Genomic DNA, 15,285 nt, shown 5'->3' on the forward strand with positions numbered 1-15,285 from the left:
TGTAGCAGGACCAGAACCGAAGGAGAGTTGTCACCGATGACCGGCCCCGCCCCGATCGTTCCCGCCCCGACCGGCCCCGCCGGGATCGCTCCCGCCCGGATCGTCCTCGACCCGCTGGCGCGCGACAACGCCGCCGAGGGCGCGCTGCTGCGGGCCGCCGGCCCGGCGGTGCCGGTGGAGCTGCCCGGCGGTGTCGCCGCCTGGGCGGTGACGCAGCACGCGGCCGCCCGTGACCTGCTGACCGACGCCCGGCTGGTCAAGGACGCCGCGCACTGGGCGGCGTACCAGCGCGGAGAGGTGCCGAAGACCTGGCCGCTGATCGGGCTGGCCGTGCCCGGCCCGAGCATGGTGACCACCGACGGTGCCGAGCACCGGCGGCTGCGTGCGCTGGTGGCGCAGGCGTTCACGCCGCGCCGGGTGGAGCTGATGCGTCCGCAGGTCGAGGCGATCACGAGCGGTCTGCTGGACACGCTGGCGGCGGGGGAGCCGGTGGTGGACCTCAAGTCGGCGTTCGCCTTCCCGCTGCCGATGACGGTGATCTGCTCGCTGCTCGGCGTGCCGGAGTCCGAGCACGCGCTCCTGCGCGACCTGTACGAGCGGTTCTTCGGCGCCCGGCCGAACCCGGAGGGTATCCAGGCGACCATCGCCGGTCTGAACGCCTTCGTCAACGGCCTGGTGGCGCAGCGCCGTTCGGCGCCCGGTGACGACCTGGCCAGTGTGCTGCTGCTGGCGGACACCGAGGGCGGGGCGCTGACCGACGCGGAGGCGGCGGCCACCCTGCGGGTGATCATCGCGGCGGGTCACGAGACCACGGTCAACCTGATCGGCAACGCGGTGCGGGCGCTGCTGGCCCACCCGGACCAGCTGGCGCTGGTGCGGGCGGGCGAGGTCGGCTGGGACGCGGTGGTCGAGGAGTCGCTCCGCTGGACGCCGCCGACCAGCAACTTCCTGTTCCGGTTCGCGGCCGAGGACGTTCCGGTGGGGGACACGGTGATCCCGAAGGGCGAGCCGGTGCTGATCTCGTACAACGCGATCGGCCGGGACCCGCTCCAGCACGGGGTGACGGCGGAGCTGTTCGACGTCACCCGGGACCCGATCCGGCATCTGTCCTTCGGCCACGGCCCGCATGTGTGCCCGGGGTCGCCGCTGGCCCGGCTGGAGGCGGGGGTCGCGCTGCCGGCGCTGTTCGAGCGGTTCCCGGGGCTGGCGCTGGAGGTGCCGGACGCGGAGCTGAGGCCCAGCGGGTCGCTGGTGGTGAACGCGCTCAAGGAGATTCCGGTCAGGCTGTTCTGACGATTCGTCACGCAGGCCTCGGCCCCGTCCGTTCCGGGCGGGGCCGTCGTCGTGCGCGCCCGGGCCGAGGGGGTGGCCGGTGTTCCGGGGCGGGTGGTGTGTGCGTCCGGTGCGGCCGGGTCACAACTGGGGCACGTGGTGGTGAAGGCCGCGCGGGGACCTTGGCGGCGCGTGGCGGCTGGGTTAACGTCGTCAGATCGGCCGGCCGCCGCGTCCATGTCGAACGTCGATCTCCGGTACAGCGCAATGTCGTTCTGTCGTTTTGCCGAGCGTTCCACGCCCTGGCGAGGAGGACCGCATTGACCCCCACCCCGACCGTGCCGTCCACGCATGCCCGCCGCCGTCTGCTCGCCCTGCCGGCCCTGCTGGCCGCGGCGGCGCTGACCGCGGCCTGCTCCAACAGCTCCGGCAGTTCGGACGGCGACTCCGGAGGCGGGGGTCAGACCCTGTCCGGTGACTGCGCCAAGTACCAGCCGTACGCCGGCCATTCGGGCAAGACGGTGACGGTCTTCGCGTCGATCCTCAGCCCCGAGTCCGACAACCTGGAGAAGTCCTGGGCCGAGTTCGCCTCCTGCACCGGCATCCGGATCAGCTACGAGGGCACCAACGACTTCGAGTCGCAGCTGCCCGTCCGGGTGAGCGGCGGCAACGCCCCGGACTTCGCGATCATCCCGCAGCCCGGTCTGCTGGCGCAGATGGTCAAGAGCGGCAAGGTGGCCAAGCCGCCGCAGCGGACCGTGGAGAACCAGGAGAAGTGGAGCCCGGTCTGGAAGACCTACGGCTCGGTCAACGGCACCTTCTACGCCGCGCCGATGAGCGCCAACATGAAGTCCCTGGTCTGGTACTCGCCGAAGGCGTTCAAGCAGGCCGGCTACGAGGTCCCGAAGACCTGGGCCGACCTGATGGCGCTCAGCGAGCGGATCGCCAAGGCCGGCGGCGGCAAGCCGTGGTGCGGCGGGATCGGCTCCGGGACGGCCACCGGCTGGCCCGCGACCGACTGGCTGGAGGAGGTGGTGCTCGGCTCGTACGGCGGTGAGGTGTACGACCAGTGGGTCGGCCACCAGGTGAAGTTCTCCGACCCGAAGATCGCCGCGGCCATGAAGACGGTCGCCGACTGGATGCAGAACCCGGCCTGGGTCAACGGCGGCTACGGTGACGTGAAGTCGATCGCGACCACCACCTTCCAGGACGCGGGCGCGCCGATCCTGACCGGCAAGTGCTTCATGCTCCAGCAGGCCTCGTTCTACAAGGCGCAGTGGCCGAAGGAGACGAAGATCGGCGAGGACGGCGACATCTTCGCCTTCCGGTTGCCGGCGGTGAACCCGTCGGTGCCCAACCCGGTCGAGGGCGGCGGGGAGTTCCTCACCGCGTTCGCGAGCCGGCCCGAGGTGCAGGCGGTGCAGAACTACCTCTCCAGCGCCGAGTGGGCGAGCAGCCGGGTGCGGACGGCCACCGGCTGGGTCTCCGCCAACCAGGGCGTGGACAAGGGCCTGTACACCGACCCGATCGACCGGCTGTCCGCGGACGCGCTGACCGACCCGGCGGCGACGTTCCGCTTCGACGGGTCGGACCTGATGCCGGCCGCGGTCGGCGCCGGGCAGGAGTGGAAGTCGCTCACCGCCTGGTTCGCCGAGGGGCAGTCGATCCAGAAGACCGCCGCCGACATCGACGCCGCCTGGCCGCAGTAGCGGCCCGGACGGCGCCGGAGGACCACCTGTCGAGGGCGGTGCGGGGCCACCCACCCGCACCGCCCGTCCCCTCCTTCCGGCAGTTCCGGTCCTTCCGGTCCTTCCGGTCCTTCCGGCCGTCGCCCTCCGCGGTGGCCCCGCGCCTCCGTGGTCCGCGGGCGTCCTGCCCGGCCCCTCCGCTCCCCCTCCTCCGCCGTCCGCAGGGAAAGGACGCCCAGTCATGTCCCTCTCCGCCTCCGCACTCGCCGCCGGCGCCTGGGGCGACGCGGTGGTCAAGTTCGGCAACGGCTTCGGCGCGATCGCCGGCTTCCTCGGCATCCTGCTGCTGGTCTTCCTGGTCGCCGGCCGCGCCTCCGGCCGGATCGCCCGTCCGCTGACCGTCGCCGTCTTCCTGGGCCCGGCGGTGTTGCTGCTGCTGGTCGGCCTGGTCGCGCCGCTGGTCCGCACCGTCTGGCTGAGCCTCTACGACGACGACAGCAGCCGGTTCGTCGGCGGTGAGAACTTCGGCTGGGCGTTCACCACCGATTCGGTGCGCGAGGTGCTGGTCAACACGCTGCTCTGGCTGGTGATCGCGCCGCTGGCGGCCACCGGGCTCGGTCTGGTGCTGGCGCTGCTGGTGGACCGGATGCGCGGCCAGGCGGTGTACAAGTCGCTGATCTTCATGCCGATGGCGATCTCGCTGGTCGGCGCGTCGATCATCTTCAAGTTCGTCTACGAGTCCCGGGACGCCTCGCAGCAGCAGATCGGCCTGCTGAGCCAGGTCGCCATCACGCTGGGCTGGGAGCACCCGCCGAACTGGATGCTCGCCCAGCCGCTCAACACCTTCCTGCTGATGGCCGTGATGGTCTGGGTGCAGACGGGCTTCGCGATGGTGGTGCTGTCGGCGGCGATCAAGGCGATCCCGGACGAGGTCACCGAGGCGGCCCGGCTGGACGGCGCCGGCGGGGTGCGGCTGTTCTGGTACGTCACGGTGCCGATGATCCGCACCACGGTGGTGGTCGTGCTCACCACCGTCATGATCACCACGTTGAAGGCCTTCGACATCGTCCGCACCATGACCGGCGGCAACTTCGGCACCCAGGTGCTGGCCAACGAGATGTACTCGCAGTCCTTCGTGCAGTTCAACACCGGGCGGGGCAGTGCGCTCGCGGTGATCCTCTTCCTCGCGGTGCTGCCCCTGGTGGCCTACAACATCGTCCAGCTGCGGAAGGAGCGTGGGGTGCGATGAGCGTACGGCGTGACGGCGGCCCCGTCCGGAAGTCCTTCTCGACCCCGCTCGCCTCGGTGTTCGTGATCGTGGTGACGGTGCTCTGGACCGTCCCCACCCTGGGGCTGCTGGCGACCTCGCTCCGGCCCAAGAAGGACGTCACCGCCGACGGCTGGTGGAACGTCCTCCTCCACCCGGACCTCGGCCTGGACAACTACCACACGGTGCTGTTCGAGGGCGGCTCCGGCGTCTCGACCGGTCTGATGCCGTTCCTGGTGAACTCGCTGGCGATCAGCGTCCCGGCCACCCTCTTCCCGCTGGTGCTGGCGGCGATGGCCGCGTACGCGCTGGCGTGGGTGCGGTTCCGGGGCAGCGACACGGTGTTCTTCGTGGTGTTCGCGATCCAGGTGGTGCCGCTCCAGATGGCGCTGATCCCACTGCTCCAGCTGTTCTCCGGGGGCGCGCACCTGGGCTCGCTGACGCTGGTCCCGGCGCTGGAACTCAAGGGCACCTACGCGCCGGTCTGGCTGGCGCACACGATGTTCGCGCTACCGCTGGCGATCTTCCTGCTGCACAACTTCATCGCCCAGCTGCCGCGCGACCTGATGGAGGCGGCGGTGGTGGACGGCGCCTCGCACTTCAAGATCTTCCGTTCGATCGTGCTGCCGCTCTGCACGCCGGCGCTGGCCTCGTTCGCGATCTTCCAGTTCCTCTGGGTCTGGAACGACCTGCTGGTCGCGCTGACCTTCGCCGGGGGCACGCCCGAGGTCGCGCCGATGACGGTCCGGCTGGCGCAGCTCTCCGGCTCGTTCGGCGGGCGCTGGGAGCTGCTCACCGCCGGGGCGTTCCTGTCGATCGTGATCCCGCTGGGGGTGTTCTTCGCCCTCCAGCGGTACTTCGTCCGCGGTCTGCTGGCCGGGTCGGTCAAGGGGTAGGCCCGCGGGCCCCGGTCGAGGGGCAGGTCCGCGGGGCGGGTCGGACGATGGCCGGTCCGCCGGACGCCCCCGTGGCCGGCAGGAGCGGGGGCGTCACGAATCACGCCGAATGTGTCGGCTTCGTGGACACGGTCGGCACGGAGCCGGTACACCGTTAACGGCAGTCGGCCGAGGTGACACAGGGGGGCGGTCATGGCAGACGCAGGCACACGCGCGGACCGGCGGTGGCGGTGGAGAGCCGGGGGCCTGCTCGCGGCCCTGGTCACGGCGGCGGCGCTGGTCTCCGGACCGGGGGCCGCCCCGGCGGCGGCCGACCCCGGGGCGACCGCCACGACGACGCTCGGCAACACCGAGGTCGGTACGGCCACCGACTCCGCGGACTCCCACTACCTCAACGCCTCGCGCTACGTGACCGGTTCGGCGGGCGGCACGGTCACCGCCCTGTCGGTCTACGTGGACGCGGTGGACGCGGCGCCCGCCAACCGCTACCAGGTGGCGATCTACCGGGACAACGGCGGCAGCCCGGGCGGGCTGCTGGCGAGCAGCGCCACCGCGACCCTCACCGCCCACGCCTGGAACACCGTCCCGCTGACGGCCCCCCTGACCGCCAGCACCCCGTACTGGCTGGCCTACAACACCAACGGGACCAACTCGGCGGTCAACAACCTGCGGTACAGCCCGGGCGGCACCAGCGTGTACGGCAACGGCGGCCAGACGTTCAGCAGTTGGCCGTCCGACGTGGGCGCGGTCACCTCCAGTAGCCTGAGCTTCTCGATCTACGCGACCTACACCGCCGACGCCACCCCGCCGCCCCCGGCCCCGGGCGCCGGCCCGGGCGCGGAGGGCCCGGTCCTGCTGGTCACCAACCAGGCCAACCCGTACACGGGGTACCTGGCCGAGATCCTCAAGGCGGAGGGCCTCAACGCCTACCGCCAGGTCGACATCTCCGCCGTCACCTCCCAGGTGCTCGCCGCCGCCGACGTGGTGCTGCTCGGCGAGACGCCGCTCACCGCCGCCCAGGCGAGCCTGTTCACCACCTGGACCAACGGCGGCGGACGGCTGGTCGCGATGCGTCCGGACCGTCAGCTCGCGCCGCTGTTCGGTCTCACCCCGGCCACCGGCACCCGCTCCGACGCCTACCTCAAGGTGGACACCGCCGCCCCGCCCGGCACCGGGATAACCGGCGACACCATGGGCTACCACGGTGCGGCCGACCTCTACACGCTGAACGGCGCCACCGCCGTCGCCACCCTGTACAGCGACGCCGCCACCGCCACCGCCAATCCGGCGGTCACCCTGCGCACCGCCGGCAGCGGACGGGCCGCCGCGTTCAGCTACGACCTCGCCAAGTCGGTGGTGCGGACCCGCCAGGGCAACATCGCCTGGGCCGGCCAGCAGCGCGACGGCGTCGACGGCTACGAGGCCGGCGAGATGTTCTTCGGCGCCGACGGGCAGCCGGACTGGAACGACCTCGACAAGGCGCTGATCCCGATCGCCGACGAGCAGCAGCGGCTGCTCGCCAACCTGCTCACCCGGCTGGAGTCCACGGCCAAGCCGCTGCCCCGGTTCTGGTACTTCCCCCGGGACGTCAAGGCCGTCGTGGTGATGACCGGCGACGACCACGGCGTCGGGGGCACGGCCGGCCGCTGGGACGGCTACCTCGCGCAGAGCCCGCCGGGCTGCTCGGTCGCCGCCTGGGAGTGCGTCCGGGGCTCCTCGTACATCTACACCGACGACCCGCTCACCCCGGCCCAGGCCAAGGCCTACAGCGACCAGGGCTTCGAGGTCGGCGTGCACGTCACCACGAACTGCCGCCCCTGGGGCACGACCGCCGCCCTGCAGGGCTTCTACCGGGACCAGTTGGCCGAGTGGCGGGCCAAGTACCCCGCCCTGCCCACCCCTTCGAGCAGCCGCACGCACTGCGTGGAGTGGGACGACTGGGCCACCCAGGCGAAGACCAAGCTGGCCAACGGGATCCGGCTGGACACCGACTACTACTTCTACCCGGCCGAGTTCACCAGGGACCGGCCGGGCTACTTCAACGGCACCGCGCAGATCATGCGTTTCGCCGACGCCGACGGCAGCGTGATCGACGAGTACCAGGCCACCACCCAGCTCACCGACGAGTCCGGCCAGTCCTACCCGGGCACCGTCACCACCCTGCTCGACTCCGCGTACGGCGCCAAGGGCTACTACGCGGCGCTGACCGCCAACATCCACACCGACTTCGCCGCCTCCGCGGCCTCGGACGCGATCATCGCCGCCGCCAAGGCACGCGGCGTCCCGGTGGTCTCCGGCCGGCAGATGCTCACCTGGCTGGACGCCCGCAACGGCTCGGCCTTCTCCCGGCTGGCCTGGAACGGGAGCACGCTCACCTTCGACATCACCGGCGGGGCCACCGGGCTGCGCGCGATGCTGCCGGTCGACGCGGCCGCCGGCACGCTGACCGGCATCACCTCGGGCGGCCGCTCGCTGCCGTACCGGATCGAGACGGTCAAGGGCGTGGCGTACGCGTTCTTCGACGGCGCGGTGGGCTCGTACGCCGCGAGCTACGGCCGCGACACCACCGCGCCGGCGGTCACCGGGACCACCCCGGCCGGCGGGGCGACCGGCGTGGCGCCCGGTACGGCGGTCCGGTTCTCCTTCGGCGAGCCGTTGGACCCGGCGAGCGTGACCGCCTCCGCCGTGACCCTGCGCACCACCGCGGGCGGTGCGGCCGTCGCGGGCACGGTGGCCTACGACCCGGCGGCCAACGGCGTGGTCCTCACCCCGGGCGCCCCGCTCGCGCCGACCACCGGGTACACCGCGACGGTCCAGGGCGTGCGGGACAACTCGGGCAACGCGCAGGCCGGCCCGTACGCGTTCTCGTTCACCACCGGGGGAGCGGAGCCGCGGACGATCGGCAACACCGCGGTGGGCTCGCTGATCGACGACACCGACTCCAACCACCTGAACGGCAGCAAGGTGACGACCGGGGCCTCCCCGGTGGTGCTGACCTCGCTGAGCGTGCACGTCGGCCCGGTCGGCGCGGCGCCCAACAACCGCTACCAGCTGGCCGTCTACACGGACGCGGGCGGTTCGCCGGGGACGCTGGTCGCGGCGACCGGGAGCGGCACGCTCACCGCCAACGCCTGGAACTCGCTGGCCGTGGACCTCACGCTGAGCGCCCGCACGTCCTACTGGTTCGTCTACAACAGCAACGGGACGAGCGCCACGGTGAACAACATGAACTACTCGACCGGCGGGGGCGGGCAGGGCGCGTACAGCAACACGGTGGTGCCGTTCGGGACGTGGCCGGCGGACTTCGGGCCCGCGGTGAGGGACTCGTTCCAGTACTCGCTGTACGGGACGTACTGAGGGCGCGGAGGCGCGGGGGCGCTGGGGTACGGGGACGCGGGGGCGCGAGGGTGCGAGGCGCCGGGCGAGGGGCGCGTCCGGCGGGCTGACGGCGGGCTCCCGGAGGGTTCCTCCGAGGGCCGCGTCGGCGCCTCCGAGGGGCGAGCCCGGCGGTCTGACGGCGGGCTCCGCCGAGGGGCTGACCGGCGCTCATACGCGGTCCCGCGACACCGGACCCGGCTCTGTCACAGGCTTGCGACAGAGCCGGGTCCGGTGTTTTTGAACCTGTTCAGAATGGTCTACAGTCGGCTTCGGCCGTGGTGCCCGGTGCCTTCACCGGTGTGGTTCCGCGTGCCCGTCGGCGCCGCACGCCCCGTGCTGCCGCGCCGGTCGGCGGACCGCCCCGAGGGCGGCTTCCGCGTGCCCGCCCGACCACTGAGGGGGAACCCATGTCCGGACACACCACGCCCGCCCCGGACGGAGCACCGTCCGGTCCGGGTGCAGGATCCGGTGCCGGTCCCGGTGCCGGATCCGGTGCAGGACCTGCAGGATCCGGCGCCGGCTTCGGCCCTGCGCCGGGCCCCGCCCCGGCCGGTTTCGGCCCTGCGGCGGGCGCGGTTCCGTACGGCGCCGGCCCCTACCGGGCGCCCGGCACACCGGCGCCGCAGCCGTTCCAGTGGCTGCGGCCCAGCGACCCCGACCGGAAGGCGCCGCCCACCGGCCTGGTGCTGCCGGTCGCACTGCTGACCGGCCTGCTGACGACCTGGCTGTTCGGCGACGGGCTCGGCGTCAACCTGCTGCTCTGCGCCGCGCTCACCGCCGTCGGCGCCGGGCTCGCCGCCCGTGCGGCCGACCGGAGGCTGCGCGGCTGGACCGTCCTGTGGAGCGCACTCGCGACCGCCCTGCTCACGGTGCCCGCCCTGCACGAAGCCGGCTGGCCGGTCGTGCTGTCCACGGTCTGCGCGCTGGGCCTCGCCTCCCTCGCACTGCACGGCGGACGCCGCTGGGCCGGCGTCCTGCTGGCCCTGCCCGGACTGCTCTGGAACCTCGTGCCCGGTCTGCGCTGGGCCCTCGGCGCTCTGCGCGGCCGCGGAGCGGCGGGCCGGGGCACGGTGGTGCCGGTGGTCAAGGCGGTGCTGGTGGCCGGCGTCCTGCTGACCGTCTTCGGAGCGCTCTTCGCCAGCGCCGACGCGGCCATGGCCGGTGTCTTCGAGAGCCTCACGCCCAGCGTCGACCTCGGTGAACTCCCGCTCCGTCTCGTGCTCTTCGTCATCGGCCTGGCGACCGCGCTGGGCTTCGCCCGGATCGCCGCCGGCCCCCGGCGCTGGGACCGCACGGTGGTCCGTCCGGGCCGCGCACGGGGCCGGGTGGAGTGGGCGGTGCCGCTGGTCGCGCTCAACCTGATGTTCGGCGCCTTCGCGGTGGTCCAGGCCGTGGTGGTGCTCGGCGGCCGGGACTCGATCACCGCGACCACCGGGATGAGCCGCTCCGAGTACGCGCGGCAGGGCTTCTGGCAGCTGCTGGTGGTCACCGTGCTGACCCTGTTCGTGGTCGCCCTCGCCAAGCGCTGGGCGCCGCGGGGGACGGAGGGCGACCGCCGGCTGGCGCGGCTGCTGCTCGGCGCGCTCTGCCTGCTCACCCTGACCGTGGTCGCCTCCGCGCTCGGTCGGATGTGGTTCTACGTGGACGCCTCCGGGCTGACCGCGCTGCGGCTCTGGGTGCTGGTGGTCGAGGTCTGGCTGGGCGTCGTCTTCCTGCTCCTCGTCGCGGCCGGGCTCACCCGCTCGACGGCCTGGCTGCCGCGCGCGGCGGTGCTCAGCGCGGCGGTGGCCGCCGCGGTGTACGGGCTGATGGGCCCGGACGCGATCGTCGCCGAACAGAACGTCGCCCGCTTCGAGCGGACCGGGCAGATCGACCTGCGCAACGTCCGGAGCCTCTCGCTCGACGCCGTCCCGGCCCTGGACCGGCTGCCGGGCGACTACCGGACCTGCGCGCTGGACGCCTTCGTGTACGGGCCGGCAAACGGCTCGGCGCCCTGGTACGCCACCAGCCTGGCCGAGTCCCGGGCCCGGCGGATCCTCGCCGAGCGTCCGCCGGCGGCCGGCTGGTCCGAGCGCGACGGCGCGTGCGCGCGGCTGGGGCTGTTCGGCGACAGCTACATCGCCGAGCGCTGAGCCCCGGGCCGCGTGCGGCCGCGAGGGCGTCGGGGGAAGCGGGGCGTCGGGGGAAGGGGTGTCGGGGGAAGCGTGAGGGCCGGCCGGGAGCGTGCTGCTCCCGGCCGGCCCTCACGTCCGGCGGTCACTCGGTGCGTGGTGCTCCAGGTGTGCCGTGTTCAGTGCGCGGCGCACTCGGTGCGTGGTGCGTGGTGCGTCGCGCTCAGTGCACCGCGACGCCGGCGGCGTCCGACGGCAGGTCGGAGGCCTTGGCCTTGACGACGAAGGCCGCGACCAGCAGCGCGAGGAACGCCAGGGCGGCACCCGCGATGAAGCCGTGCGAGATGCCCTGCACGAGCACCTCGTTGGCCGCGCCGGTGCCCTGCGGGAACTCCTGCTTCTCCAGTAGCCAGGCCTTCTGCTCCGGCGTGGCCGTGGCCATGAAGCCGGGCAGCTGGACCTTGGCCTCGGCGGTCGCGTAGTGCGCGAACACCGTGGTCAGGATCGACAGGCCGAGCGAACCACCGATCTGCTGCATCGAGTTGAGCAGACCGGAGGCGGCTCCGGTCTCGTCCCCGGCGACGCCCGCGACGGCGAGCAGCATCACCGGGACGAACACCAGGCCCATGCCGAAGCCGAAGATCACCGTGGGGCCGAGCACACCATCCAGGTAGCCGCTGTCCGCGTCCATGAAGGTCAGCCAGGTGAGCCCGATGGTGACCAGCAGCGAACCGCCGGCCATGAACGGCTTGGGGCCGTACTTGACCTGCAGGCTGGAGGCGAGCTGGGCGGCCACGATGATGGACGCGCTGATCGGCAGGAAGGCGAAGCCGGACTTCAGCGGGCTGTAGCCGAGCGGGCCCTGCACGAAGAGCGTGATGTAGAAGAAGATGCCGAACATGGCCGCGGCCAGGCAGAGCATCATCACCAGGCCGCCGGTGCGGTTCCGGTCGGCGAACAGCTTCAGCGGGGTGATCGGCTGCGCGGTCCGGGTCTCGATGACGAGGAACGCGGCCATCAGCACCACGCCGGCCGCGAACGAGCCGAGCGTCAGCGGGTCGGTCCAGCCGTCCGAGGCGGCGCGGATGAAGCCGTAGACCAGGCCGACCAGGCCGAGCGTCGAGGTGAGCGCGCCGGGAAGGTCGAAACGGCCCTCGTGGCGCTCGGACTCGGCGATGTGGCGCGGTGCGGCGACGGCGATCAGGATGGCGATCGGCACGTTGACGAAGAAGACCCAGCGCCAGTCCAGGTACTCGGTGAGCACGCCGCCGGCCAGCAGGCCGATCGCGGCGCCGGATCCGGCCACCGCCGAAAAGACCCCGAATGCCTTGTTGCGTTCGGGGCCTTCGTCGAAGTTGGTGGCGATCAGTGCGAACGCCGTCGGTGAACAGATCGCGCCGCCGATGCCCTGGAGCGCGCGGGCGGCCAGCAGCATGCCGCCGTCCTGCGCGAACCCGCCGAGCAGCGAGGCGAATCCGAACAGGAGCGTGCCGGCTATGAAGACCCGGCGCCGGCCGAGGATGTCGCCCGCGCGGCCGCCGAGCAGCAACAGGCCGCCGAAGGTCAGCGTGTAGGCGTTGATCACCCACGACAGGTTGGTGGTGGAGAAGTTCAGCACGTCCCTGATCTGCGGCAGGGCGATGTTCACGATGGTGGCGTCGAGCACCACCATCAGCTGCGAGGCCGCGATGACGGTCAGGGTGAGGTTCTTGTTGCGCCCCTGGCGGCCCTGCGCTGGGGAGTTCTTGCTGAGTGTGTCGGAGATAGCCAAGTTGATGCCCCCTGCTGGCTATTGCTTCGTATACTTCGGACCCGGGGTCCGGCACGGTCCGACGGCGTCCCGCGGACTATGAAGGAACGGAATCGTTCACTACTGTGGACGATATCGTGGGCGAGATTATGAACGCAAGCGTTCCTTAGGGCTGGTGACAATGGATCAGTTGGTGCGGCGCCAGGCGACGGACCGGTCGGTCGGCCGGACGGTCGACCGGGTAGTCGACCGACCGGCGGAGCGGGTGGCCGAGGCCGCCCCGGGGCCATGCCCCGTGCGGGTCGCGGCCGAGGTCCTGCGCCGACCGGTGCGACGGCGGGGGAAGGAGCTGGAGGCCGCGATCTTCGAAGCGACGCTCGACCAGCTCACCTCCGGCGGATTCGCGCGGCTGACGATGGAGGGGGTCGCCGGTGCCGCCCGGACCGGGAAGGCCGCGCTGTACCGGCGGTGGGCGTCCAAGGTCGAACTGGTCATCGACGCCCTGGACTCCACTCTGCCACGCCCCTCCGACACACCGGACCTCGGGTCCGCCCGTGACGAACTGCTCCACCTCGTCGAGAGCTTCGCGGCCGTCGTCCACTCCCGCTCGGGTGGGGCGATGCACGCGCTGATGGCCGAGCTGGATCAGGAACAGGCCGAACTGTTCAAGGACTTCATGGCCCAGCGGGTGATCGAGCCGACCAAGGAGGTCATCCTGGACATCCTCCGGCGCGGCGCCGAACGCGGCGACGTCCGGCCCGGTGCCGTCACCCCGATGGTCGCCGACCTGGCGCCGGCGATGCTGCTGTACCGGGTCAAGATCTGCGGCGGGCAGGTGGGCCCGGAGTTCGCGACCGAGCTGGTGGACGAGGTCCTGGTCCCGCTGATGCGGAGCTGAGAGGGAGGACGTCGGGGGGCGGGGTTCACGGCGTGGCCGGGGCAGGGCTCGGGTCGGACGCCGGGGCGGGGGTTCGGGGTCGGGTGTCGGGGACTCGGGCTCGGGTGCGGGTGCGGGCGTCGCGGGTCGGGGTCGGGCGGGCCGCGCCGGGGCGCCCGGGTGGCGCCCGGCGGTCCCGGCCGTTCCGGGCCTCCCGGCGGGTGGAATACGCTGGAGTCCGCCCAGCTGAACGGACTCCACCATGCCCATCGTCCCGCCGACGCACTCCGTCGAGCGCTCGCTCCGGCGGGCCGGCGCCAAGGTCGTGGTCGGCCTCGACGAGGTCGGGCGCGGTGCCTGGGCCGGGCCGGTGACCGTCGGTGCGGCCGTCACCGGGCTGCGCAGGCCGCCGGAGGGTCTGACCGACTCCAAGCTGCTCACCGAACTCCGCCGCGAGGCACTCGCCCCCGTGCTCGCCGACTGGGTCACCGCGTACGCGCTCGGTCACGCCTCCGCGCTGGAGTGTGACGAGTTGGGGATGACGGCCGCGCTGCGGCTCGCCGCCGTCCGGGCGCTGGAGGCGCTGCCGGTGGAGCCCGACGCGGTGATCCTGGACGGCAAGCACGACTACCTCGGCGGCCCGTGGCGGGTGCGCACGGTGATCAAGGGCGACCAGTCGTGCATCTGCGTGTCGGCCGCCTCGGTGCTCGCCAAGGTCCACCGCGACGGCCTGATGGCCGAACTGGGCGAGGCGCACCCCGACTACGGCTTCGCCGACAACGCCGGCTACCCGTCCCCGGTCCACCGGGCCGCGCTGGAGGAGCTCGGGCCGACCGAGCACCACCGCCTCTCCTGGGCATATCTGGACGGACTGCCCAAGTGGCGCCACCTGAAGCGGGAACGGGCGCTTTCCGGAGCGGGCGGAGCGGGCTCGGCGGAGCCGGTCGGCGAACAGCTGTCGCTCGGCTTCTGACGGTCCGTCGGGAGGGGCCGGCGGGCGGGTCCGGAGGTTCGCGGTGCCCAATGGGTGGGGCGCCCGTGCGCGTCCGACCGGCATTTGATAGATATCCGGGTATGCCTGTCTTCCCCGAGGAGCCGGAAATCAGCGAGAGCCTCCCGGGCCCCGGCGTTCCCAGCCCCCGCGAGTCGGACGCACAAGCCCTCCGCGCGCCTGCCACCGGCGGCGCGACCACCGCCGTACCGTCGGCCGTCACCCCCGCGCCGGCCAAGGTGCCGGGCCCGCGCCCTGCGGCGCCGCGTCCGGTGCCGCCGCGTCCGGCGCCCGCGCGTGCGGACCGTCCGGGGCCGCCGCCGCGCCCGAACCAGATCCCCAAGCCCACCCCTCCGCGCCCGCCGTCGCGGCCCGCACCGGTCGAGGTCCGGCACGTGCCGGCCACCGGGGCGGCGGAGGCCCTCGACCGGGCCGACGAGGCCGTCGACCGACTGCTGGACTCCGGCCGCGACCCCGGCGACATCCTGGTGCTGACGGTCGGAGCGGCGCACCCGTGGCAGCAGCACGAACTCACCTTCGGCGAGGAGCGCTACTGGGCGCAGCTCACCGAGGGCGGTGACGTGTTCTACGCCGACGCCGGCCTGACCCGCCCGGCCCGCCGCCCGGTGGTCGTGCTGGTCGTCAACGGCGGTTCGGCCGGCCACGCCGCCGCCGCGCACACCAAGGCGCTCCAGCACGCGGAGACGCTGCTGGTGGTCTGCGGTGGCGACGCTCCCGCTCCGGCGGCCCTCGCGGGTGCCGGAGCACCGACCGGCGGCCGGCTGCCCGCCTGAGCCCACTTGCCCTTGAGACCCTCTGGACCGTCGAGGCCCGGTACCGCTGGTGCCGGGCCTCGGTGTTTCCGCCTGGCCGGTCGTGCCCGGTCGTGCCCGGTCGTGCCTGGTCGGTGCCCGGCGCTCCGGGCCGGTCGCCGGGTCGCCGGTCGTCAGGCCCCGGGTCGGGCACCGGCAGTCGTCGGTTGGCAGCCCACCGTCGTCAGCCGTCAGCCGTCAGCCGTCAGCCGTCAGCCGGGCGCTCCGGGTATCCGGGGGCCT

Annotated in this window: 10 protein-coding genes; 9 read left to right on the forward strand and 1 reads right to left on the reverse strand. The window is 72.9% G+C overall.

Annotation, left to right across the window (positions count from 1 at the left end; translation table 11 throughout):
- The first annotated feature begins 36 nt into the window (after positions 1-36).
- The 6 genes from AC067J_RS33320 to AC067J_RS33345 all read left to right on the forward strand — a co-directional run bounded on the left by AC067J_RS33320 (position 37) and on the right by AC067J_RS33345 (position 10,633).
- Entirely contained in the window at positions 37-1,293 is a 1,257-nt protein-coding gene (locus AC067J_RS33320) for a cytochrome P450 family protein (protein ID WP_478305607.1), read from the forward strand.
- A gap of 299 nt (positions 1,294-1,592) precedes the next feature.
- On the forward strand, positions 1,593-2,981 hold the full coding sequence (locus AC067J_RS33325; RefSeq protein ID WP_478305609.1) for an ABC transporter substrate-binding protein: 1,389 nt from the start codon (positions 1,593-1,595) through the stop codon (positions 2,979-2,981).
- 220 nt (positions 2,982-3,201) lie between these two features.
- The gene (locus AC067J_RS33330) at positions 3,202-4,209 is read left to right on the forward strand and encodes a carbohydrate ABC transporter permease (protein ID WP_478305611.1); all 1,008 of its coding nucleotides are present in this window, start codon (positions 3,202-3,204) and stop codon (positions 4,207-4,209) included.
- Entirely contained in the window at positions 4,206-5,123 is a 918-nt protein-coding gene (locus AC067J_RS33335; protein WP_478305613.1) for a carbohydrate ABC transporter permease, read from the forward strand. The genes AC067J_RS33330 and AC067J_RS33335 overlap by 4 nt, the downstream gene beginning before the upstream one ends.
- A gap of 192 nt (positions 5,124-5,315) precedes the next feature.
- Positions 5,316-8,480, forward strand: a complete 3,165-nt coding sequence (locus AC067J_RS33340) for an Ig-like domain-containing protein (RefSeq protein ID WP_478305615.1) — start codon at positions 5,316-5,318, stop codon at positions 8,478-8,480.
- A gap of 704 nt (positions 8,481-9,184) precedes the next feature.
- A complete protein-coding gene (locus AC067J_RS33345) occupies positions 9,185-10,633 on the forward strand; it encodes a DUF4153 domain-containing protein (RefSeq protein WP_478305617.1) in 1,449 nt (482 codons plus the stop codon).
- A 202-nt stretch (positions 10,634-10,835) separates the two neighbouring features.
- Here AC067J_RS33345 and AC067J_RS33350 read toward each other — a convergent pair whose 3' ends face one another.
- Entirely contained in the window at positions 10,836-12,383 is a 1,548-nt protein-coding gene (locus tag AC067J_RS33350; protein ID WP_478305619.1) for an MFS transporter, read from the reverse strand.
- A 160-nt stretch (positions 12,384-12,543) separates the two neighbouring features.
- Between AC067J_RS33350 and AC067J_RS33355 the strand changes: the two genes are divergently transcribed.
- The 3 genes from AC067J_RS33355 to AC067J_RS33365 all read left to right on the forward strand — a co-directional run bounded on the left by AC067J_RS33355 (position 12,544) and on the right by AC067J_RS33365 (position 15,024).
- Complete coding sequence (locus tag AC067J_RS33355) at positions 12,544-13,260, forward strand: TetR/AcrR family transcriptional regulator (protein WP_478305754.1); 717 nt, start codon at positions 12,544-12,546, stop codon at positions 13,258-13,260.
- 241 nt (positions 13,261-13,501) lie between these two features.
- Positions 13,502-14,212 carry a ribonuclease HII gene (locus AC067J_RS33360; protein ID WP_478305621.1) on the forward strand — a complete coding sequence of 237 codons (711 nt, stop codon included), beginning with the start codon at positions 13,502-13,504 and terminating at the stop codon, positions 14,210-14,212.
- Positions 14,213-14,625: 413 nt separating this feature from the next.
- On the forward strand, positions 14,626-15,024 hold the full coding sequence (locus AC067J_RS33365; RefSeq protein ID WP_478305623.1) for a hypothetical protein: 399 nt from the start codon (positions 14,626-14,628) through the stop codon (positions 15,022-15,024).
- The last annotated feature ends 261 nt before the right edge of the window (positions 15,025-15,285 follow it).

It is taken from the genome of Kitasatospora sp. NPDC042419 (assembly GCF_056437345.1).